The organism is Polaromonas sp. P1_F9 (assembly GCF_056405615.1).
Genome location: NZ_JBFUBT010000003.1, coordinates 104,811 through 129,238, shown reverse-complemented (window position 1 = coordinate 129,238; position 24,428 = coordinate 104,811). Strand labels below are relative to the sequence as shown.

The 24,428-nt window shown below is 61.4% G+C and carries 23 protein-coding genes; 6 read left to right on the top strand and 17 right to left on the bottom strand.

Annotated features, from left to right (window positions below):
- Nucleotides 1-22: 22 nt before the first annotated feature.
- Entirely contained in the window at nt 23-382 is a 360-nt protein-coding gene (locus tag AC1DYR_RS09550; RefSeq protein WP_477704905.1) for an RnfH family protein, read from the bottom strand.
- Nucleotides 369-815, bottom strand: a complete 447-nt coding sequence (locus AC1DYR_RS09545; RefSeq protein WP_457282773.1) for a type II toxin-antitoxin system RatA family toxin — start codon at nt 813-815, stop codon at nt 369-371. Before AC1DYR_RS09545 ends, AC1DYR_RS09550 begins: the two co-directional genes overlap by 14 nt.
- Before the next feature lie 80 nt (nt 816-895).
- On the opposite strand from AC1DYR_RS09545, the gene smpB reads away from it, so the two are divergent.
- From smpB to AC1DYR_RS09525, 4 genes are all read left to right on the top strand, one after another.
- The gene (gene smpB / locus AC1DYR_RS09540) at nt 896-1,429 is read left to right on the top strand and encodes an SsrA-binding protein SmpB (protein ID WP_457282772.1); all 534 of its coding nucleotides are present in this window, start codon (nt 896-898) and stop codon (nt 1,427-1,429) included.
- Between the two features lie 154 nt (nt 1,430-1,583).
- Nucleotides 1,584-1,958, top strand: a complete 375-nt coding sequence (locus tag AC1DYR_RS09535) for a COG4315 family predicted lipoprotein (protein ID WP_477704904.1) — start codon at nt 1,584-1,586, stop codon at nt 1,956-1,958.
- Nucleotides 1,959-2,020: 62 nt separating this feature from the next.
- Nucleotides 2,021-2,545 carry an RNA polymerase sigma factor gene (locus tag AC1DYR_RS09530; protein WP_477704903.1) on the top strand — a complete coding sequence of 175 codons (525 nt, stop codon included), beginning with the start codon at nt 2,021-2,023 and terminating at the stop codon, nt 2,543-2,545.
- 13 nt (nt 2,546-2,558) lie between these two features.
- Nucleotides 2,559-3,431: an anti-sigma factor family protein gene (locus AC1DYR_RS09525; protein ID WP_477704902.1), complete on the top strand. Its 873-nt coding sequence runs from the start codon at nt 2,559-2,561 to the stop codon at nt 3,429-3,431.
- Nucleotides 3,432-3,556: 125 nt separating this feature from the next.
- On the opposite strand, the gene AC1DYR_RS09520 is transcribed toward AC1DYR_RS09525, so the two are convergent.
- The 12 genes from AC1DYR_RS09520 to AC1DYR_RS09465 form a co-directional block, all read right to left on the bottom strand.
- On the bottom strand, nt 3,557-4,675 hold the full coding sequence (locus tag AC1DYR_RS09520; RefSeq protein ID WP_477704901.1) for an enoyl-CoA hydratase/isomerase family protein: 1,119 nt from the start codon (nt 4,673-4,675) through the stop codon (nt 3,557-3,559).
- Nucleotides 4,672-5,547, bottom strand: a complete 876-nt coding sequence (locus AC1DYR_RS09515) for a DMT family transporter (protein ID WP_477704900.1) — start codon at nt 5,545-5,547, stop codon at nt 4,672-4,674. Before AC1DYR_RS09515 ends, AC1DYR_RS09520 begins: the two co-directional genes overlap by 4 nt.
- A gap of 176 nt (nt 5,548-5,723) precedes the next feature.
- Nucleotides 5,724-7,550 carry a translational GTPase TypA gene (typA, locus tag AC1DYR_RS09510; RefSeq protein WP_477704899.1) on the bottom strand — a complete coding sequence of 609 codons (1,827 nt, stop codon included), beginning with the start codon at nt 7,548-7,550 and terminating at the stop codon, nt 5,724-5,726.
- A 35-nt stretch (nt 7,551-7,585) separates the two neighbouring features.
- The gene (truB, locus tag AC1DYR_RS09505) at nt 7,586-8,632 is read right to left on the bottom strand and encodes a tRNA pseudouridine(55) synthase TruB (protein WP_477704898.1); all 1,047 of its coding nucleotides are present in this window, start codon (nt 8,630-8,632) and stop codon (nt 7,586-7,588) included.
- Nucleotides 8,633-8,722: 90 nt separating this feature from the next.
- Nucleotides 8,723-9,091 carry a 30S ribosome-binding factor RbfA gene (rbfA, locus tag AC1DYR_RS09500; RefSeq protein WP_457282766.1) on the bottom strand — a complete coding sequence of 123 codons (369 nt, stop codon included), beginning with the start codon at nt 9,089-9,091 and terminating at the stop codon, nt 8,723-8,725.
- Between the two features lie 60 nt (nt 9,092-9,151).
- Nucleotides 9,152-12,049: a translation initiation factor IF-2 gene (gene infB / locus AC1DYR_RS09495; protein ID WP_477704897.1), complete on the bottom strand. Its 2,898-nt coding sequence runs from the start codon at nt 12,047-12,049 to the stop codon at nt 9,152-9,154.
- A gap of 27 nt (nt 12,050-12,076) precedes the next feature.
- Complete coding sequence (gene nusA, locus AC1DYR_RS09490; protein WP_477704896.1) at nt 12,077-13,603, bottom strand: transcription termination factor NusA; 1,527 nt, start codon at nt 13,601-13,603, stop codon at nt 12,077-12,079.
- A gap of 32 nt (nt 13,604-13,635) precedes the next feature.
- Entirely contained in the window at nt 13,636-14,238 is a 603-nt protein-coding gene (gene rimP, locus AC1DYR_RS09485) for a ribosome maturation factor RimP (protein WP_457282763.1), read from the bottom strand.
- Nucleotides 14,239-14,694: 456 nt separating this feature from the next.
- The gene (locus tag AC1DYR_RS09480) at nt 14,695-16,338 is read right to left on the bottom strand and encodes an ABC transporter ATP-binding protein (protein ID WP_477704895.1); all 1,644 of its coding nucleotides are present in this window, start codon (nt 16,336-16,338) and stop codon (nt 14,695-14,697) included.
- On the bottom strand, nt 16,338-17,402 hold the full coding sequence (locus AC1DYR_RS09475; RefSeq protein WP_477704894.1) for an ABC transporter permease: 1,065 nt from the start codon (nt 17,400-17,402) through the stop codon (nt 16,338-16,340). The genes AC1DYR_RS09480 and AC1DYR_RS09475 overlap by 1 nt, the downstream gene beginning before the upstream one ends.
- 2 nt (nt 17,403-17,404) lie before the next feature.
- Nucleotides 17,405-18,439 (bottom strand): microcin C ABC transporter permease YejB, encoded by a 1,035-nt coding sequence (locus AC1DYR_RS09470; protein ID WP_477704893.1) that lies wholly within the window; start codon nt 18,437-18,439, stop codon nt 17,405-17,407.
- Between the two features lie 7 nt (nt 18,440-18,446).
- Nucleotides 18,447-20,273: an extracellular solute-binding protein gene (locus AC1DYR_RS09465; RefSeq protein ID WP_477704892.1), complete on the bottom strand. Its 1,827-nt coding sequence runs from the start codon at nt 20,271-20,273 to the stop codon at nt 18,447-18,449.
- A 104-nt stretch (nt 20,274-20,377) separates the two neighbouring features.
- Here AC1DYR_RS09465 and fabI point away from each other — a divergent pair, with 104 nt between their 5' ends.
- Entirely contained in the window at nt 20,378-21,187 is an 810-nt protein-coding gene (fabI, locus tag AC1DYR_RS09460) for an enoyl-ACP reductase FabI (RefSeq protein WP_477704891.1), read from the top strand.
- 307 nt (nt 21,188-21,494) lie between these two features.
- On the opposite strand, the gene AC1DYR_RS09455 is transcribed toward fabI, so the two are convergent.
- Together AC1DYR_RS09455 and AC1DYR_RS09450 are read right to left on the bottom strand one after the other, a co-directional pair.
- On the bottom strand, nt 21,495-22,235 hold the full coding sequence (locus AC1DYR_RS09455; protein WP_477704890.1) for a GNAT family N-acetyltransferase: 741 nt from the start codon (nt 22,233-22,235) through the stop codon (nt 21,495-21,497).
- Between the two features lie 142 nt (nt 22,236-22,377).
- Nucleotides 22,378-22,725: a GFA family protein gene (locus tag AC1DYR_RS09450; RefSeq protein WP_477704889.1), complete on the bottom strand. Its 348-nt coding sequence runs from the start codon at nt 22,723-22,725 to the stop codon at nt 22,378-22,380.
- Between the two features lie 163 nt (nt 22,726-22,888).
- Between AC1DYR_RS09450 and AC1DYR_RS09445 the strand changes: the two genes are divergently transcribed.
- Nucleotides 22,889-23,818, top strand: coding sequence for a DNA ligase (locus tag AC1DYR_RS09445; RefSeq protein ID WP_477704888.1), 930 nt, complete (start codon nt 22,889-22,891; stop codon nt 23,816-23,818).
- A 145-nt stretch (nt 23,819-23,963) separates the two neighbouring features.
- Here the strand turns inward: AC1DYR_RS09445 and AC1DYR_RS09440 are convergent, their stop codons facing one another.
- On the bottom strand, nt 23,964-24,389 hold the full coding sequence (locus tag AC1DYR_RS09440; RefSeq protein WP_477704887.1) for a DUF3592 domain-containing protein: 426 nt from the start codon (nt 24,387-24,389) through the stop codon (nt 23,964-23,966).
- Nucleotides 24,390-24,428: the final 39 nt, after the last annotated feature.

Here is a 24,428-nt window from a genome sequence, read left to right as displayed (position 1 = left end):
TACGCAGTGTGGAACCGGGGGCTTAGTACCCCGCTTTCGCCCCGGGTCGGGCTTTGGCAAACAGCCCGGCGCTTTTGGCGCCCTGCCGGGTAAAACGCTCGCGGCGCGCAACCTTGGGGTCAACCCGAAGGCCGCGGTAAAGTTCAACCCTGTCATGCTCTCGCAGCACATGCCCTAAAGTGGTCTTGCGCCCCCAGATGCCGATGACCAGACGGCCCCCCTGCTGCAACGCCGGGAATTCATCAAAGACCCCGGCCGCAGCAAGCGCCTGCGCCACCGTGGTACCCGCCGCCAGCTCCAGCGCCCACTCGCGGACCTGCCGCGGCACCGCTGAATAGACCAAGGTGACTTTGAGCGGCGCGCCGCCCTCAGGCTTCGCCATAGACGTCTTCAGCCCTTTTGACAAAGGCATCCACCAGGCTTCCCGCTATTTTTTCGAAAACGGGACCGACCAGTGCCGCCAGCGCGGCGTTGTCAAAGTCATAACGCAGCGTGAAATCCACCTTGCAGGCCCTTTCATCGGCCTTGCCGACAGGCGTGAAATCCCAGTGGCCGTCGAGCTTTGAAAACGGGCCATCGACCAGTTTCAGGCTGACTTTCCGGTTTTTTTCGTGTGTGTTGCGGGTAGTGAAGCTTTGCGTCAGCCCGGCCAACGAGATGCCGACCTTCGCGGTCATGCCGCGCGCGTCTTCCTCCAGCACAGCGGCCTGGTCACACCAAGGGAGAAACTCGGGATACCTTGCGACATCAGTGACCAGCCCAAACATTTCGGCGGCGCTGTACCAGATTAAAACGGACTTGTGAACGGTTTTCATACAATCGAGGGCTGGGCGCAATTGTATTAGCCACTTCGCGTGGCACTGTACTTTTCAGATTTCGCCCTTACCTTTTATCCATGGCCACCAAAGAAGCATCCTCCTCCAAAAAAACGGCCGCAACGCCCAGCGCCAATCTCTCCCCCAAGGCCGCTGCGGCGGCCGTGCGCATTGCCGACAATAAAAAAGCGCTTTTCAATTACCAGATTGAAGAGCGCTTTGAGGCGGGCATGGTGCTCGAAGGCTGGGAAGTGAAGTCCCTGCGCGAAGGCAAGGTCCAGCTTACTGACGGCTATGTCGTCATTCGCAATGGCGAACTCTTCATCATCGGCTGCCAGATCAACCCGCTGGGCACGGCTTCGACCCACGTGCGTCCCGACTCGGTGCGCACCAAGAAACTCCTGATGCACAAGGAAGAGATCCGCCGCCTGATTGGCAAGGTGGAGCAAAAGGGCTTCACCCTGGTGCCGCTGAACATGCACTGGAAAGCGGGCAAGGTGAAATGCGAGATCGGCCTGGCCAAGGGCAAGGGCGAGCACGACAAGCGCGACACCATCAAGGACCGTGAAGGCAAGCGCGAAGTTGAGCGCGCGATGAAGTCGCGCAACCGCTGAGCCTCGGCAAGCACGCCGCTTGCGGGCAGCAGGCAAACTATTTTTCACCGTCTATGGAATAAACCGGCCCTGGCGGGTGTTTATCCGTGTGCACCCCACATTCAAACGTGGTCTGCGCACCAATACTTCACCTGAAACCCCACCGGAGAATTCCATGAAACTGCTGTCCACCGTCCTTTTGACTGCCGCCCTGCTCGGCGGTTGCGCCTCCATGACCGCCAGCAGCCCGGCCAAAGTGGCCGACGGCGTGCTGGTCGGCCCGAACGGCATGACCCTGTATGTCTTTGACCGAGACGCCGCGGGCAGCGGCAAGTCCGTCTGCAATGGTTCCTGCGCCACCAACTGGCCGCCCCTGATGGCTGCTGACGCCGACAAGCCGGCCGGTGACTACACGGTCATCACGCGTGACGATGGCAAAAAGCAATGGGCCATGAAGGGCAAGCCGCTGTACTACTGGGCCAAGGACACCAAGCCCGGTGACAAGACCGGCGATAACGTGGGAACTGTCTGGCACGTCATCAAGCCTTGACGTCGTAATGCCGTGACGCCTGTGGCCGGCTTCGTTACGATGGCCGCAGGCTTCGCAGATACATGACCCACTTTCCGCTGACCGAGCACATCCCCAGCCTGCGCCGCTATGCGCGCGTGCTGACGGGTGACGCCTGGATGGCGGACGACCTGGTGCAGGACACGCTGGAGCGGGCCTGCGCCAAATGGCGCCTGTGGGTGGTGGGTAGCGACCTGCGGGCCTGGCTGTTCACGCTGATGCACAACATTTTCATCAACCAGGTGCGCCGCTCCACGCGGCAGGCGACGGCGGGCATCACGGTCAACTTCGAAGATGTCGAAGGCGAAATGGCCGCGCCTGAAACAGGCACGGCCCAGGCCCTGGACCTGCAGCGTTGCCTGCTGCGCCTGCCCGAAGACCAGCGGGTGGTACTGCTGCTGGTCAGTCTGGAAGACCTTTCGTATGAAGAAGTCGCCAAAATCACCGGCGTACCTGTCGGGACGGTCATGTCACGCCTCTCACGCGCGCGCAGCCGTTTGCGTGAACTGATGGATGGCCCCGCACCGCAGGCAGCGGGCGTCCCAACGCAGCTCAGGCGCCTGAAATAACGACCCCACGACCATGGAAAAACCACATATCCCACCCCATGATCATCACGGCGAGCTCACGCACGACCAGATCAGCGCCATGATGGATGGCAGGTTGCCCGCTGAGCGCCGCGCGGAGTTTGAAGCCTCGCTGCTGGCCGGCGACCCCGCAGCCCGCGAAACGCTTGAGGCCTGGCAATCGCAGCGCCTGGCGCTGCGCGCGCTGCACCGTCCGTTGCTGGAAGAACCCATCCCCGATGCGCTGCTGGCCGCCGCCCGCCGCGGCCAGGCCGCCCGGCGGCAAATCGACCAGTGGTGGCGATGGGGCGGCATGGCGGCTGCGGTGGTGATGGCGTTCGGCATGGGCTGGCTGTCGCATGGCCACCTGGGTAGCCCGCCAGCTGGGCAAATCGCAGCCGGGCCGGCAGCACGCGCTACGCAGTCATTTGTGCACCAGGCTTCGGTAGCGCATGCGGTGTTTTCACCTGAGGTGCGCCATCCGGTCGAAGTCACGGCCGCGCAACAAGACCACCTGGTGCAGTGGCTATCCAAACGTGTGGGGCGACCGCTCAAGGTGCCGGTGCTGGCAACACAGGGCTATGAACTGGTCGGTGGCCGCCTGTTGCCCGGTGAAGGCGGCGCCCGCGCACAGTTCATGTTCCAGAACGCAGCCGGCCTGCGCCTGACGCTTTACCTGGGCGCTGTGGATGGCGCAACGCCGGCCAGTGCCGGCGCCTCGCAGGCCCAGGCGCGGCCTGGCAACACGGAAACCGTTTTCCGCTACAGCGGCGACGGCCCGGTGCCGTCGTTTTACTGGGTTGACCAGGGCTTTGGTTATGCGCTTAGCGGTGCGGTGTCGCGCGATGAACTCATGAAGCTCGCGCAGCTGGTTTACCAGCAGCTTTGACTGCAGCGGGAAATTACAGAAAATCGGCCTCCAGGGTAGACAGGACAAGCGCAAGCAGCTATCTATTTGATAGCGAATAAACTTCCGGAAGGTAGCCCTCGAGCCGCTGGCCCACCGCGATGGCGTTACGCCAGCGCGCGTAAAGGATGCGTTTGCGCCGTCCAGGGGCTGGCAAAAAACGCATCGGCCATGCCTGGCTTCACGTCTTCGATGCGCGCGGGCATCCACTGTGGCTTGTAGTCCTTGTCAACGGCCAGCGCACGTATGCCTTCGACGGTTTCGCTGGCTGCGCCGGGACGCAGGTGAAAGCACTGGTACACCATGTCCCGCTCCATGCGCAGGTCATCGGCCAGCGTCATGGTGCGGGCGCGGCGGATCTGCTCCAGTGTCACATGCAGCATCAGCGGTGAACGCCTGCGCAAGGTGGCGGCCGTCTTCAGCGCCCAGGGGTCGGTTGCAGCTTCCAGCGCGTCCACGATGTGTTTAACTCTCGGCAAGGAAAAATACGCATCAAAATGGCTCGTAGCCATTGCTGGACGAGCGCCACCAGCTATCAACTCAGTAGCAACCCACTGCTCTGCCTCAGCCGCTGATGTGAAAGCCCGGCTGCCCAGGGCCTCCCAAAGTGCCGGCAGGCGTCCTGCCTCCAGCTTGACGTCCGCCAGGCCGTAGCTGATGGCTTCATCTGCACCGATCACGTCACCCGTGAGTGCCAGGTACTCGCCTGCGTGGCCCGGGCAGCGACTCAGGAAGTAGCCGCCGCCTACGTCCGGAAACAGGCCAATGTTTGTTTCCGGCATGGCCATTTTGGTGTGCTCGGTGACGATGCGCACCTTGGCGCCCTGGCTGATTCCCATACCGCCGCCCATCACCACGCCGTCCATGAAGGCGACGTAAGGCTTTGGATAGTTGTGAATCAGGTGGTTGAGCGCGTATTCCTCGGTGAAGAAGTCCTCCAGCGCAGAATCGCCCGCGAACACCGCCTGGTGGAAAAAGCGGATGTCGCCCCCGGCGCAAAAACCGCCGAAGAGACTCTCGGGCGTGCCGGGCTGGCCCTTCTTGTTGGTGCCGCGTATCGCCACCACATGAACCTCAGGGTCGTCACGCCAGGCCAGCAAGGCGGCGGACAGGTCCCGAATCATGGCCAGCGACAGCGCATTGAGCGCCTTGGGGCGGTTCAGGGTAATGAGCCCGGCGCTGCCGCGCCGCTCAACCAGCACATCGTTTCTGCTGACAGTATTCATGCCCGCTGCCTCCATCCAACCAGTTCATTGACCACCAGCGCACCTATCACCAGCGCGCCGCCTGTCAGCACACTCGCGCCGGGCACCTCGCCCGCGCCAAACCAGGCCAGCAAAATACCAAAAATCACTTCCAGCAGCGCCAGCAGGGCCACTTCCGGCGCCTTGAGCACGCCGGCGCACATCACCGACAGCACGCACGGGATGGCCAACTGGACCAGGCCGAGCAAAGCCAGCAGCCCGATGTCATGCGGTGTGGCCGAAAACGGAAACGACAGCGGCAGGGTTGCCAGCGTCGAAATCACCGCCCCCACCAACACGGCAGGTACCAGGTCGATGTTCTTGCCGTGCGCGCGGCTGTGCTGCACCACCGTCCAGTTGCTGGCGCTGGCCAACGGCACCATCAGGGCCACCAGCGTGCCGCCCAGGTGGCTGGAGAGGTCCATCTGCCCACCGTACATCCAGGCAATGCCTGCGCCCGCCATGGCAATGGCCAGCCAGGTGCGGCCGGGAATTTTGTGGCCAATAAAGGCACGGGCCAGCAAAGCCGTGATGAAGGGACTGACCGCCATGGTCACCAGCACATTGGCCACCGTGGTGAGCGTGAGCGCCACCATGAAAGCCGTGAACATCACGCTCCAGCAAAAGCCGGAAATCCAGAGCGCCGAGCCGCCATTACGGATTTTGGTGAACACCGCCCTGCCCTGCCACAGCGGCAAGATCACCAGCAGCGAAACCACCGTGAAAAAGCTGCGCCAGAACGTGACTTCAAAACTGCGCGCCGATTCGAGGTGACGCGTGACCACACCCGCAATCGACCACATCAGGGTCACGAAGATCATCAAGACGACAGCTTTGGAATGCGTGAGTTTCATAGGCTTGCAATCTGGAGCCCCCACGGTCGCTCACTGCGTGTAGCTTCCTGCCCCCCGAGGGGGCCGCCCGCCTGTGGCCCGGCAAAGCCGGTTCCACGGCTCATGCTGGGTTGAAAGGCAGCGGCGAGGGCGGCTCCTGTTGGTGGCAAACGAGGAACGCTAGCCACCGTGAAGGCTCAAGACCTGCCTGCGCGCTTGCGATCGCTCTCTTTGAGGTGGCGCTTGCGCAGGCGAACCGACTTGGGCGTGATTTCGACCAGCTCGTCGTCCTCAATAAACTCAACGCCGTATTCCAGCGTCAGCTCGATAGGTGGCGTGATCTTGATCGCGTCTTCCTTGCCGCTGACGCGGAAGTTGGTCAACTGCTTGGTACGTGTAGCGTTCACCACCAGGTCGTTGTCACGACTGTGGATGCCGACGATCATGCCTTCATACACCGGGTCATTGGCGCGCACAAACATGCGGCCGCGGTCGTCCAGCTTGCCCAGGGCGTAGGTGAAGATTTCACCGTCGTCCATCGAGATCAGCACACCGTTTTTACGGCCGCCGATTTCGCCCTTGTGCGCTTCGTAGCTGTCGAAGATGTTGGAGATCAGGCCAGAACCACGCGTCAGGTTCAGGAACTCGTTGGTAAAGCCGATCAGGCCACGCGCCGGGATTCGGTACTCAAGGCGCACGCGGCCTCTGCCGTCCGGCTCCATGTTCACCAGCTCGCCCTTGCGCTCGCCCAGTGCCTGCATCACGCCGCCCTGGTGCTGGTCTTCGATGTCGGCCGTGACCAGCTCGATAGGCTCGTGCTTTTCACCGTTGACGTCCTTCATCACGACGCGCGGCTTGGACACCGCCATTTCGAAGCCTTCGCGGCGCATGTTCTCCAGCAGGATGGTCAGGTGCAACTCACCCCGGCCCATGACTTCAAAGATGCCTTCTTCGTCGGTTTCGCTGACGCGCAGCGCCACGTTGTGCTGCAGTTCTTTTTGCAGGCGGTCCCAGATCTGGCGGCTGGTGACGTACTTGCCTTCGCGGCCAGCCAGCGGGCTGGTGTTGACGCAGAAGTTCATGGTCAGGGTCGGCTCATCGACCTTGAGCATGGGCAGCGGTGCGGGATTGGTCGGGTCGGTAATCGTCACGCCGATACCGATGTCGGTCAGGCCGTTGATCAGCACGATTTCGCCCGGGCCGGCTTCGGTGGCCTGCACACGTTCGAGGCCCTGGAAGGTCAGGACCTGGTTGACACGGCCCTTGACGGCCTTGCCGTCCGGGCCCTCCATGACCACCACATCCATCATGGGCTTGATGGTGCCCTGGCTGATGCGGCCGACGCCGATGCGGCCGACGAAGGTCGAGAAATCGAGAGCGGAAATCTGCAGCTGCAGCGGCGCGGCAGGGTCACCCTTTTGCGCAGGCACATGCTTGAGGATGGTGTTGAAGAGCGCCGACATGTCGGGGCCCCACTGCTCATTCGGAGGGCCTTCTTCGAGGGACGACCAGCCGTTGATGCCCGAGGCGTACACCACGGGGAAATCGAGCTGCTCGTCGGTGGCGCCCAGCTTGTCGAACAGGTCGAAAGCGGCGTTGATGACCTTGTCGGGGTTGGCGCCCGGCTTGTCGACCTTGTTGACCACCACGATGGGCTTGAGGCCCAGGGCAAGTGCCTTCTTGGTCACGAAGCGCGTCTGGGGCATGGGGCCTTCCTGCGCATCGATCAGCAGCACCACGCCGTCGACCATGGACAGCGCGCGCTCCACTTCACCGCCGAAGTCGGCGTGGCCCGGGGTGTCGACGATGTTGATGTGCGTGCCTTCCCAGGTCACGGCGCAGTTCTTGGCCAGGATGGTGATGCCGCGTTCTTTTTCGATGGCGTTGTTGTCCATCACGGTGTCGACCACTTTTTCGTGCTCGGCGAAGGTGCCGGACTGACGCAGCAGCTGGTCAACCATGGTGGTTTTGCCATGGTCAACGTGGGCGATGATGGCGATATTGCGGATTTGGTTATGGCTCATGGTTGGCTTTCAGGAAGACTCGAAACGGTACGGGGTTAATGTTGGAAAGAAGAAGCCGCAACGCCTGTGGGCGCGGCAGCGAAATCGGGTGTGGAGCGTTCAGCCGGCGTTCTGGCGGCTTGCAAAATGTCCTGTATTTCAATCGGGCTCAGCAAACGCTGCGGAATCAGTTCGTCGGCCGTGACATGGGCCGAGCCCAGGAACGCCGGCGGCTCGGTGCCATAGACCTGCACCAGCGGCGCATCGGTGCCCCACTGCCCGGGCTCACCCCGGCGGCGCAAACCACTTAAAAAACGCCCTGCATTGTCGGCGTCCAATGTGACAGACGGGTACGCCGACACCAGCGACTGCGCCGGTAGCAGGCAGGCTTCGCGCTCGGGCTCGGTCATGGCTTCCAGGGCGGGCAAGGTCACGCACTGCTGCGCCGTGTAGCCGCCGGTCTCCAGCCGCCTGAGCGAACCCAGATGCGCGCCGCAACCGATCGCCTCTCCGATGTCTTCACCGAGCGTGCGGATGTAAGTGCCCTTGCTGCAGGTTACTATGATTTTGATAGCTGCAGGTGCACGCTTATCCTGGGCTACAGCCATATTCAGCTTGAAAATCGTGATGTTACGGGCTTCCCGCTCCACCTCTTGCCCCTTGCGGGCGTATTCGTACAGCGCTTTGCCGTCCTTCTTGAGCGCCGAGTACATGGGCGGAACCTGTACTTGCGGGCCGGTGAAGCGTTCCGTCAGCGACACCAGCAAGGCCGCCGTGATTTCGGGCACGGGCCGGGTCTCAATCACGTCGCCTTCGGCGTCGGCCGTGGTGGTTTTCCGGCCCAGCAGCAGCACCGCTTCGTACGTCTTGTCGGCGTCAAGCTGGATCTGGCTGAACTTGGTGGCGGCACCAAAACACAGCGGCAACACGCCGGTGGCCAGCGGATCAAGCGTGCCGGTGTGGCCGGCCTTGTCGGCGCGCAGCAGCCATTTGGCCTTCTGCAAGGCCTGATTGCTCGACAGGCCCAGCGGCTTGTCGAGCAGCAACACGCCGTGCACGGGACGTCGCTGGATTTTCTGGCGATGAGAAGAGGTTTGCGTCATAACTTCCGACAGGCTCAGCGCACGGGCTGGCCCGGGCGCTTCGTTGGCACCGTTGTCCCTGAACCTGTCATCAAGGGAAACGGCGCGAACTCAGTCGTCTTGGGCGCGGGAAGAAACCGCCTTGGCAATCAAGGCGTTCATGTCGGCCGCACGTTCGGTCGTGCGGTCGAAGTGGAAATGCAGCGTCGGCACGGTGTGCGTCATCAGCCGCTTGAAGAGGCCATTGCGCAGGAACCCGGCGGCCTGGTTGAGCGCTTCTTCGCACTCTTTCGGGTCACCGACAAGCACACTGAAAAACACCTTGGCATGCGCATAGTCGGCCGTCACCTCGACGGCCTGCACGGTCACCATCCCGACCCGCGGGTCTTTAAGTTCGCGCGCGATCAGCTCCGTCAGATCGCGCTGGATCTGATCGGCGACGCGAAAACCGCGATTCGGGGTGGATGATTTTTTACGCATGTCAAAAAATGGTGGGGTCTGCGGAAAGGCTGGCAGCCAGGGGCTGCCGGCCAGCCGGGATCAGACTTCCAGTGTCCGCGCCACTTCCCTGATTTCAAAGAACTCCAGGATGTCGCCAACCTGGATGTCGTTGTAGTTCTTGATGTTCAAGCCGCACTCGAAGCCTTCCTTGACTTCCTTGGCGTCGTCCTTGAAGCGCTTGAGCGAATCGAGTTCACCCGTGAAGACGACCACGTTTTCGCGCAGAAGGCGCAGGCGCGCTGTGCGGCGAACCACCCCGGCAGTGACCATACAGCCGGCAATCGAGCCGATCTTGCTGACCTTGAACACCTGGCGAATCTCGGCATTGCCGATGACTTCTTCCTTCTTGTCCGGCGTCAGCATGCCCGACATCGCGGCGCGAAGTTCGTCCACAGCGTCATAAATGATGTTGTAGTAACGAATGTCCACGCCGTTGTTTTCGGCCTGCTTGCGGGCCTGGGCATCGGCACGGGTGTTGAACCCGATCACCACGGCCTTGGAGGCAATCGCCAGGTTGACGTCGGATTCGGAAATACCACCCACACCGGAGTACACGAGCTGGACCTTGACCTCTTCGGTCGAAAGCTTGAGCAGCGACTGGGCCAGCGCTTCCTGCGAACCTTGCACATCGGCCTTGATGATGATGGGCAACATCTTGACTTCACCGGCGCCGATATCGGAGAACATGTTTTCCAGCTTGGCGGCCTGTTGCTTGGCCAGCTTGGTATTGCGGAACTTGCCGGCGCGGTAGGTGGAGATTTCACGGGCACGACGCTCGTCGAGCATGACCATGAATTCATCACCGGCCTGCGGCACTTCCGTCAAGCCCTGAATTTCCACGGGAATCGACGGACCCGCCGTTTTGATCGGCTTGCCGTTTTCGTCCAGCATGGCGCGCACGCGGCCATAGGTCGAACCGGCCAGCACCACGTCGCCGGCTTTCAGCGTTCCCGCCTGAATCAGCACAGTCGCCACGGGGCCACGGCCCTTGTCGAGACGGGCTTCGATTACCAGGCCCTTGGCCAGTGCTTCCACCGGCGCCTTGAGTTCAAGCACTTCGGCCTGCAGCAGCACCTGTTCGAGCAAGGCATCGACACCGGCGCCAGTATGGGCGGAGACGCCGACAAAAGGAACGTCGCCGCCGAACTCTTCGGGAATCACTTCTTCGGTGACCAGCTCGCCCTTGACGCGCTCCATGTTGATACCGGGCTTGTCGATCTTGTTGATCGCCACCACGATGGGAACACCGGCCGCCTTGGCATGCTTGATGGCTTCCTTGGTCTGCGGCATCACGCCATCGTCAGCCGCCACCACCAGAATCACGATGTCGGTCGCCTGGGCGCCGCGGGCACGCATGGCGGTAAACGCCTCGTGGCCCGGGGTATCCAGGAAGGACACCATGCCGCGCGGGGTCTCCACGTGGTAGGCACCGATGTGCTGGGTGATGCCGCCCGCTTCACCGGAGGCCACTTTGGCGCGGCGGATGTAATCGAGCAGTGAGGTCTTGCCATGGTCGACGTGACCCATGACAGTCACAACCGGCGCACGCGGCAACAACTCGGCCTGCTGGCCTTGCACGTCTTCATCGGCAAAGGCTTCCGGGTCGTCCAGCGAAGCCGTCACGGCCTTATGGCCCATTTCTTCCACCACAATCATGGCGGTGTCCTGGTCCAGCGGCTGGTTGATGGTGACCATCTGGCCAAGCTTCATCAGGTGCTTGATCACTTCCGATGACTTCACGCTCATCTTGTGCGCGAGTTCGGCCACGGTAATCGTCTCAGGCACGTGCACTTCAATGACCTTGAATTCGGTCGGCGCCACGAAGGTGGATTCCGGACGTGCTTCACGGTCATTGCGGCGGCCACGCGGGCCGCCACGGAAATTGCCACGGCCGGGTACAACGGGTGCGCCACGGCTTGGAATGCCCTTCTTCTTGGCGGCGTCGTCTTTCCATGTCGAAGAAAGGTTCTCCGACTTGACTTCCTTCTTGCCGGCGGCACCAGGGGCGCCCGCAGTGGCGGGGGCACCCGGTTTGGCCGCGGCACCCGGCGCCCCGGCCGGCTTGTGCAGCGTGCCCTTGATGGCGGCTTTGGGATCGACGTGGGGCACCAGAACGCGCTTGGGCGCGGACATCATGGCGCGAATGCCAGCAGCTTCTGCTTCAGCCTTGCGGCGGCGGTCCTGGAGCTCCTGCGCCTTGGCGGCGTCGGCCTGGAATTCGGCGGTGGCTTTGGCCTTGGCAGTTGCAGCGGCAGCCGCGGCATCGGCAGCCTTCGTGGCTTGTACGGCCGCAGCGGTTTCAGCGGCCTTGGCGGCTTCAGCTGTTACCGGCGCAGCATCCTTGGCTTTTCCTGCTGGCTTGGCCTTCTTGACCACGGCCTCGGCGGCTGCAGTAGCCGCCTGGGCGGTTTGCTCGGCGGCCAGGCGCTCCTGCTCGCGCGCAGCATCCTTGGCGTCCTGCTCTTCGCGAAGACGGCGTTTTTCAGCAAGCTCCTGCTCCTGGCGGCGCAGCAGTTCTGCGTGGCGGCTGGCTTCTTCTTCGCGGCGAATCAGTTCGGTCTCGTCGACGACAGGAGGTGCCGGCGGAGCGGCCACTTCAGGCTGCACTTCTTCCGCAGGCTGGTCGGAGCCGTCGTCACGCTTGATAAAGGTACGCTTTTTACGCACTTCCACCTGGATGGTGCGCGCCTTGCCGGTGGCGTCGGCCTGCTTGATCTCGCTGGTGGATTTTTTCACCAGGGTGATCTTCTTGCGCTCGGCCGTGACGGTGCCATGGCTGGCCTGCAGATAGCCGAGAAGCTTCTGCTTGTCCGCCTCGGACAAGGGGTCGCTGGCTTGCGCCTTGGCGACACCCGCACTGGTCAATTGCTCGATCAGGGTTGCGGGGGATTTATTGAGTTCAGCTGCGAATTCAGCGACGGTAGTGGTACTGGACATATGTTTTTTTCCTGCTGGCCTCCATGATCATTGCTCTTGGGCCGCTGCAGGTGCAGGGGTGTCAGCGGCAGCGGGTTCATCGGTAAACCAATGAGCGCGTGCGGTCATGATCAGGGCTTTGGCTTCGTCCGAAGACTGGCCGGTGATATCGGTAAGTTCGTCCACGGCCAGATCGGCCAGGTCGTCACGGGTATGGATGCCCGCTTCTGTCAGTTTGGCGATCAGCTCAGGCGTGAGGCCTTCGACGTCACGCAGGTTCTGCGATACGCCCTCGGCATTTTCTTCCTTGGCGATTTCCATCGTCAAGAGCGCATCTTTGGCGCGCGTGCGCAGCTCATTGACGGTGTCTTCGTCGAAGGACTCGATCTCCAGCATTTCCTGCAGCGGCACATAAGCCACTTCTTCGAGGCTGGTGAAGCCTTCGGAGATCAGGATGTCGGCGATTTCCTCGTCCACGTCGAGTTTTTCCATGAACAGCTTGCGGCTGGAATCGGTCTCGGTGGCCTGCTTTTGCGCAGACTCATCGGCCGTCATGATGTTGATCTTCCAGCCGGTCAGCTCGGCAGCAAGGCGCACGTTCTGGCCGCCGCGCCCGATCGAAATGGCCAGGTTTTCTTCATCGACGACGACGTCCATGGCGTGGCGCTCTTCATCGACCACGATGGACGACACGTTGGCCGGGGCCAGCGCGCCGATCACGAACTGGGCCGGGTCTTCGCTCCACAGCACGATGTCCACGCGTTCGCCGGCGAGTTCGTTGGTCACGCCGTTGACGCGGGTGCCACGAACGCCGACGCAGGTGCCAATCGGGTCGACACGCTTGTCATGCGACAGCACAGCGATCTTGGCGCGTGAGCCGGGGTCACGGGCGCAGGACTTGATCTCCAGCAGGCCTTGTTCGATTTCAGGGACTTCCTGGCGGAACAGCTCGACCATGTACTCGGGCGCCGTGCGCGAGAGGATGATGGGCGCGCCGCGCAGGGTGGTGTCAACTTCCATGATCATGGCGCGGACGCGGTCGCCGGAGCGCAGGTTTTCCTTCGGGATCATGTCGGAACGGCGCAGGCGGCCTTCCACACGGCCGGATTCGACAATGATGTCGCCCTTGTCCATGCGCTTGACGGTGCCGACAAAAATCTTGTCGCCGCGCGACATGAAGTCGTTGAGCAGCATTTCGCGCTCGGCATCGCGGATTTTCTGCAGGATGACTTGCTTGGCCGCTTGCGCGCCAATACGCCCGATCGGCAGGCTTTCCACCGGCTTTTCGATGTAGTCGCCTTCTTCGATGTCGGCGATTTCGTCGCGTGCGTCGCTGACCAGCTCTTCGGCTTCAGGGTTCTGCAAGCCGGCTTCGTCAGGCACCACCAGCCAGCGGCGGAAGGTCTCGTAATTGCCGCTGTCACGGTCGACGGCTACGCGGATGTCCACTTCGCCTTCGTACACCTTTTTGGTAGCCGAGGCGAGCGCGAGCTCGACGGCGCCAAAAACGACGTCACGTTCCACATTTTTTTCACGCGAGATGGCATCAACCAACATCAACAGTTCGCGATTCATTTCACAAGCCTGCCTTTCTTCATTTCTTGAAATTAATTCTCTGCGGAAGGTTCGGCACCAGGCGTTATTTTGGGTTTACGCCCCTTGAAATCAACCACCGGCGCGAGGCGCGCCTGTTGAATCTCATCGAGGGTAAAACCCAACGCCTGCAGCGGTGCGGGAACCTTCTTCTTACTGACCTTCTGGCCGGGTTTGACGGCTGGCTCATCGCTCCACACGATCTGCCAGCCTGCCACGCCGTCCGCGGCCACGACACGCTCCAGCGTGCCGCGAAACTTCTTGCGGCTGGCCGCGACGGTTGAACCGGCACTGGCAGCCACGCCAATAGGAGCCTTGAGCGTGATGTCGATCAACTCACCGGCAAAACGCTCAAAATCTTTTTCGTTGCGCAAGGGCCTGTCGATGCCGGGGGAACTGACTTCCAGCCGCGCATATTCGGCGCCTTCGACTTCCAGGACAAACTGGAGCTGGCGGGTGACTTTCTCGCAGTCCTCGGCATTGATGAACTGTTCGGCGCCCTTGACGTAAGGCATATCGATCGTGACGCGCAGCAAACCACCGCCGGTGCGTTCGATTTCGACCAGCTCGTAGCCCAGCCCCGTCACAGTTTGCTCAATCGTCTCTTGCAATGCCATTCAGTCTCTTAAACCCGCTCTAAATCCGTATGTTCAAAAACAAACGCCCAAAAAAAATGGGCGGTGAAAACCCGCCCATTTGGTCGTGAAGCTCATATTGTAACGTGCTGCGCCCTTCGATGCAAACAATTTCCGTGCCTGACACGCTGGAGAACGCTTGAACCGCCGATGTAAATCCTTCTGGTTACGACGCCCGCCCTGCGTATTGGAACAGGCCTGATGAGTCGGCCCAGGGCACATTCTTTTCGGTTAACCATTCCGGCGTCACCACTAGAAAGAGCAATGCGAAAATGAATGCATCGCTGCGTGAAAGTCCAAATGACACCTCCTTGCTCATGCTCCCCGCAAAAATTCTTGACTTTATAAAAACAAATTAAATCATATAGATTTTTAACTTAATTAAAGTAATTGATGAAGATTTTTCGTGACCTCCGCGATCCTGGAGGCTCACAATGTTTAAGCCGCAGTGACCAAAACCCGCGTATAGGGATGCTGCGGCGCATCCAGCACTTCGCTCAGCGACCCTGACTCCAGTACGTCACCATCCTTCATCACCATGACCTCGTGGGCCATGGCCCGGATCACATCGACGTCATGCGTGATCAGCAAATAACTCAGGCCACGCTCGCGCTGCAATCTTTGCAGCAGTCCCAGCACCTGTTTCTGGATGGTCACGTCCAGTGCGCTGGTGGGTTCGTCCAGTACCAGCAGGCTGGGGTTGACGATCAACGCCCGGGCAATCGCCAGGCGTTGCCGCTGGCCACCTGAAAATTCATGTGGATAACGCTGCAGCAAACCCGGAAACTGGGCTTCGGTCATGCCAACATCCGCCAGCGCCTGCAGCGCCCGGTCCCGCCGGTCGCCTGCTTCCAGCTTGGGCTCATGCACCAGCAGGCCCTCCTCCACAATGGCTTCAACGGTCATGCGAGGTGACAGGGAAGAAAACGGGTCCTGGAACACGACCTGAACGGCGCGGCGGATGGCTTTGTTGCGTGCCGCATCCCGGCTCCAGGCCTGGCCGGCCGCCTGCAGCTGCCCTGAAAAAGGCAGCAAGCCCAGGCTGGCCAGCGCCAGGGTGGACTTTCCGGAGCCCGACTCACCGATCACGCCCAGCGTTCTGCCCGGGGGGATATGAAAGCTGGCGTCTTTGACCGCTACAAATTCGGCTTTTTTAAACCACCCGCGTATGCCTGGAATAGAGACCGGATACGCCACACGCAGGCTTTCCGCGCGCATGGCCGGCGCCGCACCCGGGTCCGCGCCGGTGCTGGCCGCCAGCCCGTCCCGCTGCGGCTTGCTGTCGATCAGCTTGCGGGTGTAGGAATGCTGCGGCCTGGCAAAAACCTCGGCCACGGTGCCCTGCTCCACGATGTGGCCGTTTTCCATCACCGCCACGCGGTCAGCGAACTTGCGCACCAGGTTCAGGTCGTGGGTGATCATCAGCACCGCCATGCCGTTGCGCTGCTGCAGCTCACCGAGCAGGTCCAGGATCTGGCCGCGCAGGGTGACGTCCAGTGCGGTGGTCGGCTCATCGGCTAACAGCAGCCTGGGCTGGCAGGCGAGCGCCATCGCAATCATGGCCCGCTGTCGCTGGCCGCCCGAAAGCTGGTGCGGGAAAGAGTTTGCGCGTCTCTCGGGCTCGGTGATGCCCGTATCTGCTAGCAATTTGATAGCTGCTCGCGCACATTCCGCAGGGGTCAAACCCTGTTTTAACTGAAGAACTTCGGCTATCTGGTTGCCCACACTGAACAAGGGGTTCAGCGCCGTCATGGGCTCCTGGAAGATCATGGCGATGTCACGGCCGCGAATCCCGCGCAGGGACTGCTCCGGCAAGGACAGCAAATCTACGGGCGCCCTGGGCGGAGCACCGCTGGCAGCCCGCTCTGCTGCGTCGATGCCGGTAAAAACAGCCTTGCCACCGACCACGGCGTTTTGCGCCAGCCGTAGCAGGCTCAGCGCCGTCACCGTCTTGCCCGAACCCGATTCGCCCACCAGCGCAAGCTTTTCGCCGGGTGCGATGGAAAAATCGATGCCGTGGACGACGGATTTTCCTGAGAATGAAATCTGCAGGTTTTTGACATCAAGGAGCGGCGGTGTCATCAGTCGGCCTTCCTGGGATCCAGGGCATCGCGCAAGGCGTCGCCCATGAAGGTGAGGAGCAGCAGCGTGATCACCAGCACCGCGAAGGTAGACAGCGATATCCACCACGCATCGATGTTGGCTTTGCCCTGATTCAGCAATTCACCCAGCGAGGGGGTTCCCGGCGGCACGCCCAGACCCAGAAAATCAAGCGAGGTCAGCGCAAGGATCGCCGCCCCCATTTCGAAAGGTGCAAAGGTGACGATAGGCGTCATGCTGTTGGGCAGGATGTGCCGCCACATGATCTGCAGATTGCTGACGCCCAGCGCCTTTGCCGCCCGGACGTAGTCGAGCTGGCGATTACGAAAGAACTCAGCCCGTATGTAAGCGGATAACCCCATCCAGCCAAAGAGGCTGAGCAGGACGATAAGCAGAGGGACGCTGGGCGTAAAGATGGCGCTGAAAATAATCAGCAGGTAAAGCTGGGGCATAGAGCCCCAAACTTCGATAAATCGCTGGAACGCAAGGTCGGTTTTACCGCCTGCGTAGCCCTGAACCGCCCCAGTTATCACACCAGCGAGAACACCAATGACGGTCAGGGTAATACCGAACAGCACGCTCAGCCTGAAACCGTAAATCAGTTGCGCCAGCAGGTCACGGCCGCGGTCGTCCGTGCCGAAGAGGTTGTCACGCGACGGCGCTGAAGGGTTGGGCTCTTTGGCAAAATAATTGATGGTTTTCGGACCGTAGGGATTGGGCGGGTAGATCGCCCAGTTGGCGCCTTCGCTCAACTTGTCACGGATGAAGGGGTCCAGGTAGTCGGTGGGGGTCTCGAAGTCGCCGCCAAAGGTCTTTTCAGGGTAGTCCTTGGCCAGCGGAAAGTAATACTGCCCATTAAAGCTGACCACCAGCGGTTTGTCGTTGGACAGTACCTCGGCAAACAGGCTCAAAATCACCAGCACGCTGAAAACCACCAGGCTCCAGTAGCCGAGCCTGTTACGGCGAAAGCGCCGCCAGGCCCGGCGCGAGGGCGACACCGAGGGTGGGATGACGGAGGGGGCAAGGGGCGGGACGGGGCTGTTCATCTTCAATCGAACTTCACGCGAGGGTCCACCCACACATAGCACAGGTCACTGATCAGCTTGGTCGCCAGGCCAATCAGCGTAAAGAAGTAAAGCGTGCCCAACACGACTGGGTAGTCCCGCCTGATGACGCTTTCGTAGCTCAGCAAGCCCATGCCGTCGAGTGAGAAAAGCGTCTCAATGAGCAGCGCACCTGTGAAGAAGGAGGTGATAAACGCCGCCGGAAAGCCGGTGACGATGGGAATCAGCGCATTGCGAAATACATGCTTCCACAGCACCTGCCGCTCACTCAGGCCTTTGGCGCGAGCCGTCAGCACATATTGCTTGCGGATTTCCTCGAGGAAGGAGTTTTTGGTGAGCGCGGCCGTGACTGCAAAACTGCCCAGCACCATGGCGATTACCGGCAAGGTGATATGCCAGAGATAGTCGGTGATTTTCGCACCCCAGTTCAGGGTGTCCCAGTTGGCTGACGTCAGCCCGCGCAGGGGAAACCACTGCAGTTGCCCGCCAAAAATCACCAACAGTGCCACGCCAAGCACAAAACCCGGAATGGCATAGCCCACCAAAATGATCAGCGTCGTGACAAAGTCAAATCGGCTGCCCGCCCTCACCGCCTTGGCCACGCCCAGCGGCACGGCAATCAGGTAGCTGATGAAAAACGTCCAAAGTCCGAGACTGACGGACACCGGCAGTTTTTCCTTGATGAGCTGCCAGACGTCCTTGTGCTGGTAGAAGCTGTTGCCCAGGTCAAAGCGCGCAAATTGCCCCAGCATCTGGAAGAAACGCTCATGCACGGGCTTGTCGAAGCCATACAGCGTCTTGATCTCTTCAATGCGTTTGGCGTCCACGCCCTGCCTGCCGCGGTAGCCGGCGCCCGACGAGGCGGCGCGCTCGCCGCCGGAATCCCTGCCTTGCAGTTGCGCCACCATCTGTTCGACCGGCCCGCCCGGCACAAACTGCACCATCGCAAACGTGACCAGCAGGATACCGAGCAGGGTCGGGATCATCAACAACAAGCGCTTGAGGATGTAGCTGGCCATTGTTCGCCTACTTGTTGCTTTCCGAGGCCCACCAGGTGCTCATGGCCCAGGTGTCTGACTCGTAGTACGGCGGGATAACGGGCGGCAGCACGAATGGGCGCGGCCGGTAGCCGATGAGGAAGGCGTCACCATAGTATTGCGGCACCGAGTAATAACCGTGGGTGAGCACCCTGTCCAGCGCGCGCACGGCTGCGCCCAGTTCGGGCCGGGTTTTGGCGGTGACCACTTTTTGCAGCAGTGCATCGACGGCCGGGTCGGCAATGCCCCAGATGTTGGACGAGCCCGGCGTTTTGGCCGCGGCAGAACCCCAGCGGTCCAGCAATTCGCCGCCAGGGGCGGTGCTGCCGGGCAAGCGGGCCGTGGTGATGTCAAAGTCAAAGGCATCCATCTTCTGCTTGGACAGGGAGAAATCCACGACCCGGTAAGTCATGGTGATGCCGAGCTTTTCCAGCGCCTTCTGGAAGGGCCCGACGATGCGGATCAACCCCGGCTGGTCATTGAGAAACTCCATGGTGAAGGCCTCGCCTTTGGCATTGCGCAGGGCGCCATCCCGGTAAGTCCAGCCGGCCTCCTTCAGCAGGGCCTGGGCCTGGCGCAGGTTTTCGCGCAGGCTTCCCGGCGGGGCGGTGCTGGGCGACACCGGAACTTCACCAAACACCTCGGGCCGGAGCTTGCTGCGCAGTGGTTCCAGCAAAGCCAGCTCGTCGGGCTTGGGCGGGCCTTCGGCGTGGAATTCGCTGTTGGGGAAATAGCCGTTCACCCGCTTGTAGATGCCGTAAAACAGCTGGCGGTTCATCCACTCGAAATCCATCGCCAGGCCGATGGCCTTGCGCACCCGGATATCCTGGAACTGAGGCCTGCGCAGATTGAAGATGTAGCCCTGGAAATCGCCCGGATTCTTGTTCTCAAAGGCCCGCTTGACCAGATCGCCGGAGGCGAACTGCTTGCCGGTGTACTGCCTTGCCCAGTTGCGCGAGGTGAATTCGCGCAGGAAGTCGAACTCACCCGCCTTCAGGCCTTCAAACCTGGAGGTTTCGTCCAGGTAAATCTTGTAGGTGACACGGTCAAAATTGAAGAATCCCTTGCGTGTAGGCAGATCAACCGCCCAGTATTTCGGGTCGCGCACGTAGGTGATGTCGCGGCCCATGGCCAGCGAAGCCAGCTTGTAGGGGCCCGACCCAATAGGCGGTTCGGACACGATCTGGTCAAAGGGCTTGCGCTTGCCGTCAGCCACGCCCCAGTCGCGGCTGAAGACCGCCATGCCGCCCACCACCAGCGGAAGCTCGGGATTCGGCGTGGCAAAGTCAAAGCGTACCACCCGTTCGGAAACAGCCACGGCGTCCTTGACCTCGGCGTAAATGGTCTTGAACTGCGGCGCGGCTTCCTTGCTGATCAGCGTCTTGAAGGAATGCACCACGTCGGCGGCCAGCACCGGCTTGCCATTGTGGAACCGCGCTTTTTCGTTCAGGCGGAAGGTCGCCGAAAGCTTGTCCGCCGCCACCTCGACGTCTTCGGCCAGCAGGCCGTAGGCCGTGGTGGGTTCTTCAGAATTGCCCGTCAGCAGGCTTTCCAGCAGCAGGCCGCCGATGTTGTAGGGCGCGGTGCCGCGCAGCGTAAAAGGGTTGAACTTGTCGAAATTGGTCGGCCGCGTAGGCGGCACCATGCGGATTTCGCCGCCCTTGGGCGCATTCGGGTTGACGTAACTGAAGTTGCTGAAGCCTGGCGGGTATTTGATGTCGCCAAACTGGGCGTAAGCATGGGCGGCGTGCGAAAGCGGCGCAAGGGCGGCCGCAAGCAACGTCACCAGCAACCGCCAAAAAGAGAAATCCCGCATGCGACAATTCTGCACTACTTAAGCTGGCAAAATTCCGGCGCGCTGACGCTGCGCCCTTGTCCCTTGCCTTCCCTTCCCCGCGAACTACCTACTGGAGCACCTGCATGGCCACCAACACCGGATTCCTCACTGGCAAAAAACTGTTGATCACAGGGGTCCTCTCGAACCGGTCCATCGCCTACGGCATCGCCAAGGCCTGCCATGCCCAGGGCGCCGAGCTGGCTTTCGGCTACGTGGGCGAGCGCTTCAAGGACCGCATCACCGAGTTTGCTGCCGACTTTGACTCCTCGCTGATTTTTGACTGCGACGTGGGCGACGACGCGCAGATCGACAAGATGTTTGCCGACCTCTCCAAAACCTGGCCAACGTTTGACGGCTTTGTGCACAGCATTGGCTTTGCGCCGCGCGAGGCGATCGCAGGCGACTTCCTGGAAGGCCTGTCGCGCGAGGGCTTCAAGATCGCCCACGACATCAGCGCCTACAGCTTCCCGGCCATGGCCAAGGCGGCTCTGCCTTACCTCAACCAAAAGTCGGCCCTGCTCACGCTGACCTACCTGGGCGCCGTGCGCACGGTACCCAACTACAACACCATGGGCCTGGCCAAAGCCAGCCTGGAAGCCTCGGTGCGCTACCTGGCCGAATCGCTGGGCCCCAAGGGCATGCGCGTCAACGGCATCAGCGCTGGCCCGATCAAAACCCTGGCAGCCAGCGGCATCAAGGGCTTCGGCAAGATTTTGAGCGTGGTCGCCGAGGCCTCGCCCATCCGCCGCAACGTGACGATTGAAGACGTCGGCAACGTCGCTGCCTTTTTGCTGAGCGACCTGGCTGGCGGCGTAAGCGCCGAGATCACCTATGTGGACGGCGGCTTCAGCCACGTGGTGGGCGGTATTGCCGAGCCGGCAGCCGAAGCCTGACGCACTCCCGTGCCCGGCACGCATGCCGGGCCTTGCGTGCCGATGCCGCTATCGTGCCCACAGAGCGCTATGAAATAGATAGCTGTTCGCGCTTGTTCCAATTGGGCTGGAGGCCATATTCATGCATGAATATGGCCTGAAAGCACGCTACAGACCCCTGAAGGCTGGAACCAGGCCCCAAAACGGCCAAATTTGGCTAAATGAGAGTTAAAACAGCACTAAAACCGGCCGTCACCCAATACGAACAAGCGCGAGCAGCTATAAAAACGATAGCAATTCGTTTGTGCGTCGCGTCAGGGTTCAGGCATCAAGCCTGCGTCCAGTAGTCATAACTCCAGACCGTTTCAAAGCCCGCCCGCCGGTAAAGCGCCCGCGCCGCGGCATTGCCTTCTTCCACCTGCAGGAATACACGCTCAATGCCCCGCTGCATGGCCGCTTCGGCCATCGCGGCCAGTACCCGCCCAGCCAGTCCCTTGCCGCGATGTGCCGGGTCGGTTCGCATGCCGTGGACACTGGACCATCCGTGGCTGAAAGCCGCCGCACCGGCCGCAATGGCCTTGCCGCCTTCGCGCACGCTGGCAAACACTGAATCGCGTCCGCGGCTCAGTGACCTGACACGGCTGGCTCCGTCCACAGGGTCGAAACCCTCGGCCAGGAACAACGCAGCCCAGGCCTCGTCCGGCGTCTTGGCTGTTTCAGCCAGTGCCTGCGCCGACACGCCACGCATGGACTTGACCTGCGCCACTTCCACCAGCACCGGCTTGCCTGCCGTGTAACCCCGCGCGCCGAGTTCGCGACGCAAGGCATCAAAACAGGCCTCATTGGCCAGCCGGAAGACGGCCCGCTTGCCGCGTGCACGGTACAGCCCTTCAATGCTATCGATCACGCCGTCATCGGGAGGCTGATGCAGCAAAGGCACGGCACTTTTGGCCCGGCTGACGGTCCCGCTGTCGAAGGGCAGAAGCCAGCCCCCGATTTCGAGCTGGTCCTCGGGTGATACAGCCGCCACAGTGGCGCGCTCAATATTTTCAATGTCGCTGGAAGTCATGGTGTTGGTAAAAAATGCCGGAGCCGGCCCGCCCGGGGAATCAAGCAGCAATGAGTACTGGCCGGGAATACCGGCCCTATGGGTACGGGCGAAGTGGCAGATTATTGCGTCCGTCCCAGGATCTGGGGGTATCCAGGACGGGCTAGGAAGAGCGCCCATCGAAATGCGTCACTTTGATGGTGTCCAGATCGATGCCTTCGAGGCAGCGCACATTAATGGCCGCCATGCGATTGCCGGCCGGATCAGTCCCTTCGCCATAAGGATGAATGCCGCAGGTGGGACAAAAACGGTGGCGAATCATGTGCTTGTTGAACAGGTAGGTGCTGGCGTTTTCATCGGGTGTCAGCAAACGGAGCTGGTCATGCGGCACAAACCACAGCAGCGACCCCTTGCGCTGGCACATGGAGCAGTTGCAGGCCAGGGCGGTGGCCGGCTGGCCGTCGACCTCAAAAGCAACTTTCCCGCAATGGCAACTTCCTTTGGAAGTCATTTTTTCTGTCATAAGTTGATTCCTCTCATGGCCATTGCAGCCTTCGGTGGGTTGACGGGTTGCGCGGGCAACACACGCTCCACCAGAACGCTTGCACCCCGCAAATTTGAACTATAAACTGTACATTCATACAGTCATAAGTCAAGAAAAACAGGGAGGGCCCATGCGGCAACACATCACCCGCTCCGGCGAGCGGGCCAACACGGTCTTTTTTCGCCTCAAAACGCTTCACTGGCTGCTGGCACTCGCCGGCTTGCTGGCACCAGCGCTTCCGGTGCTTTCGGCATCCGCAGCTGCGCAAGCGCCGCCGCTGATGCTCGCCAAGGTGTACCAACCCGGCGTCACCCTTCAGGATTATTGGGTCAGCGAAAAATTCGACGGTGTACGCGGCTACTGGGACGGGGAACAGCTGCTCACGCGCGGGGGTGAACGCATCGCCGCACCGGCCTGGTTTACCGCAGGCTGGCCCAAAACACCCCTGGACGGCGAACTGTGGGCGGGCCGCGGCCAGTTCGCCAGGGCGGTGTCTACCGTCCGCCAGCAAACCCCGGACGACGCTGCCTGGCGGGCCATGCGCTTCATGGTGTTTGACCTGCCCGCGCAAGGCGGCCCGTTCAGCGAGCGGATCCCGGCTCTCAATGGCGTGGTGAGCCGCATCGACCAGCCCTGGGTGCAGGCCGTGGCGCAATCGAAAGTGGCAAGCCCCGCCGCCTTGCAGGCGTTACTGGTCACCACCGTGAAGCGCGGCGGCGAAGGCCTGATGCTGCACCGCGGTACGTCTGTCTACAAGGGCGCACGCAACGACGACCTGCTCAAGGTCAAGACCCATGAAGACACCGAAGCCCGCGTGGTGGCGCATGTTCCCGGCAAGGGAAAGTACGCCGGCATGCTGGGCGCACTGCTGGTGGAAATGCCCGGCGCCGACGGCAAACCGGGACGGCGCTTCAAGCTGGGAACCGGGCTCAACGACGAGCAGCGGCAGAATCCGCCGCCTGTGGGCAGCACCGTCACCTACCGTTTTCGCGGACTCAATGACAGTGGCCTGCCCCGGTTTGCCAGCTTCATGCGGGTACGGGAAGACCCGCTGCTTTAAAGGTGGGCCCGCAAATCGGCGCACCGCCGGAGAGCAACGTGAGTTGGCCTTGCGCCCAACGCGCCTGACGGGAGAAATGGCCTCTGGCGCCCGCCAGTCATGCGCCAGCTGCAAAAAGAATAGCAAACGTTCCGGGGAGGCGGCCTTATTTTTTCTGGTTCGCCAGCAGGCCGAGGCCCGTGTAGCCCAGGCTGGCAATGACGAAGAACCAACCCACCCACTTGAGGAAGGATGATCCGCCGGCTTCCTGCGCGAACCCCACCTGGCTCGGGTTACCCGGCATGTAGTAGATATTCACCGGCCGCCCTGCCTCGAAGTCCTTCAGCACGGCCTCGGGGAACGAGCGCTTGATCGTCATGGCTTGCCCGGTGTCGGTGCGGAATTTCAGCTCCGCCGTGTAGATGGTTTGGCCACTGCGGGAAAAACTTTTGTATTCCTTGATCGGATCGACCACCGCCGTCTTGCCGCTGGCCATGAGCAGCCGCAACTCGCTGTCCCCGCTCGCCTGCGCGCGCAGGAACACTGCGCCGACGATGACGCCGAGCACTCCGAAGAGAATCGTCTTGAACATGCTCCCCTCCCAATAAATATGGGAAGGACTATAGCAAAC

Excerpts from the sequence above, each read along its gene's own strand:
- AC1DYR_RS09550 (WP_477704905.1), bottom strand. The coding sequence starts at position 382 with ATGGCGAAGCCTGAGGGCGGCGCGCCGCTCAAAGTCACCTTGGTCTAT.
- AC1DYR_RS09545 (WP_457282773.1), bottom strand. The coding sequence starts at position 815 with ATGAAAACCGTTCACAAGTCCGTTTTAATCTGGTACAGCGCCGCCGAA.
- smpB (WP_457282772.1), top strand. The coding sequence starts at position 896 with ATGGCCACCAAAGAAGCATCCTCCTCCAAAAAAACGGCCGCAACGCCC.
- AC1DYR_RS09535 (WP_477704904.1), top strand. The coding sequence starts at position 1,584 with ATGAAACTGCTGTCCACCGTCCTTTTGACTGCCGCCCTGCTCGGCGGT.
- AC1DYR_RS09530 (WP_477704903.1), top strand. The coding sequence starts at position 2,021 with ATGACCCACTTTCCGCTGACCGAGCACATCCCCAGCCTGCGCCGCTAT.
- AC1DYR_RS09525 (WP_477704902.1), top strand. The coding sequence starts at position 2,559 with ATGGAAAAACCACATATCCCACCCCATGATCATCACGGCGAGCTCACG.
- AC1DYR_RS09520 (WP_477704901.1), bottom strand. The coding sequence starts at position 4,675 with ATGAATACTGTCAGCAGAAACGATGTGCTGGTTGAGCGGCGCGGCAGC.
- AC1DYR_RS09515 (WP_477704900.1), bottom strand. The coding sequence starts at position 5,547 with ATGAAACTCACGCATTCCAAAGCTGTCGTCTTGATGATCTTCGTGACC.
- typA (WP_477704899.1), bottom strand. The coding sequence starts at position 7,550 with ATGAGCCATAACCAAATCCGCAATATCGCCATCATCGCCCACGTTGAC.
- truB (WP_477704898.1), bottom strand. The coding sequence starts at position 8,632 with ATGACGCAAACCTCTTCTCATCGCCAGAAAATCCAGCGACGTCCCGTG.
- rbfA (WP_457282766.1), bottom strand. The coding sequence starts at position 9,091 with ATGCGTAAAAAATCATCCACCCCGAATCGCGGTTTTCGCGTCGCCGAT.
- infB (WP_477704897.1), bottom strand. The coding sequence starts at position 12,049 with ATGTCCAGTACCACTACCGTCGCTGAATTCGCAGCTGAACTCAATAAA.
- nusA (WP_477704896.1), bottom strand. The coding sequence starts at position 13,603 with ATGAATCGCGAACTGTTGATGTTGGTTGATGCCATCTCGCGTGAAAAA.
- rimP (WP_457282763.1), bottom strand. The coding sequence starts at position 14,238 with ATGGCATTGCAAGAGACGATTGAGCAAACTGTGACGGGGCTGGGCTAC.
- AC1DYR_RS09480 (WP_477704895.1), bottom strand. The coding sequence starts at position 16,338 with ATGACACCGCCGCTCCTTGATGTCAAAAACCTGCAGATTTCATTCTCA.
- AC1DYR_RS09475 (WP_477704894.1), bottom strand. The coding sequence starts at position 17,402 with ATGAACAGCCCCGTCCCGCCCCTTGCCCCCTCCGTCATCCCACCCTCG.
- AC1DYR_RS09470 (WP_477704893.1), bottom strand. The coding sequence starts at position 18,439 with ATGGCCAGCTACATCCTCAAGCGCTTGTTGTTGATGATCCCGACCCTG.
- AC1DYR_RS09465 (WP_477704892.1), bottom strand. The coding sequence starts at position 20,273 with ATGCGGGATTTCTCTTTTTGGCGGTTGCTGGTGACGTTGCTTGCGGCC.
- fabI (WP_477704891.1), top strand. The coding sequence starts at position 20,378 with ATGGCCACCAACACCGGATTCCTCACTGGCAAAAAACTGTTGATCACA.
- AC1DYR_RS09455 (WP_477704890.1), bottom strand. The coding sequence starts at position 22,235 with ATGACTTCCAGCGACATTGAAAATATTGAGCGCGCCACTGTGGCGGCT.
- AC1DYR_RS09450 (WP_477704889.1), bottom strand. The coding sequence starts at position 22,725 with ATGACTTCCAAAGGAAGTTGCCATTGCGGGAAAGTTGCTTTTGAGGTC.
- AC1DYR_RS09445 (WP_477704888.1), top strand. The coding sequence starts at position 22,889 with ATGCGGCAACACATCACCCGCTCCGGCGAGCGGGCCAACACGGTCTTT.
- AC1DYR_RS09440 (WP_477704887.1), bottom strand. The coding sequence starts at position 24,389 with ATGTTCAAGACGATTCTCTTCGGAGTGCTCGGCGTCATCGTCGGCGCA.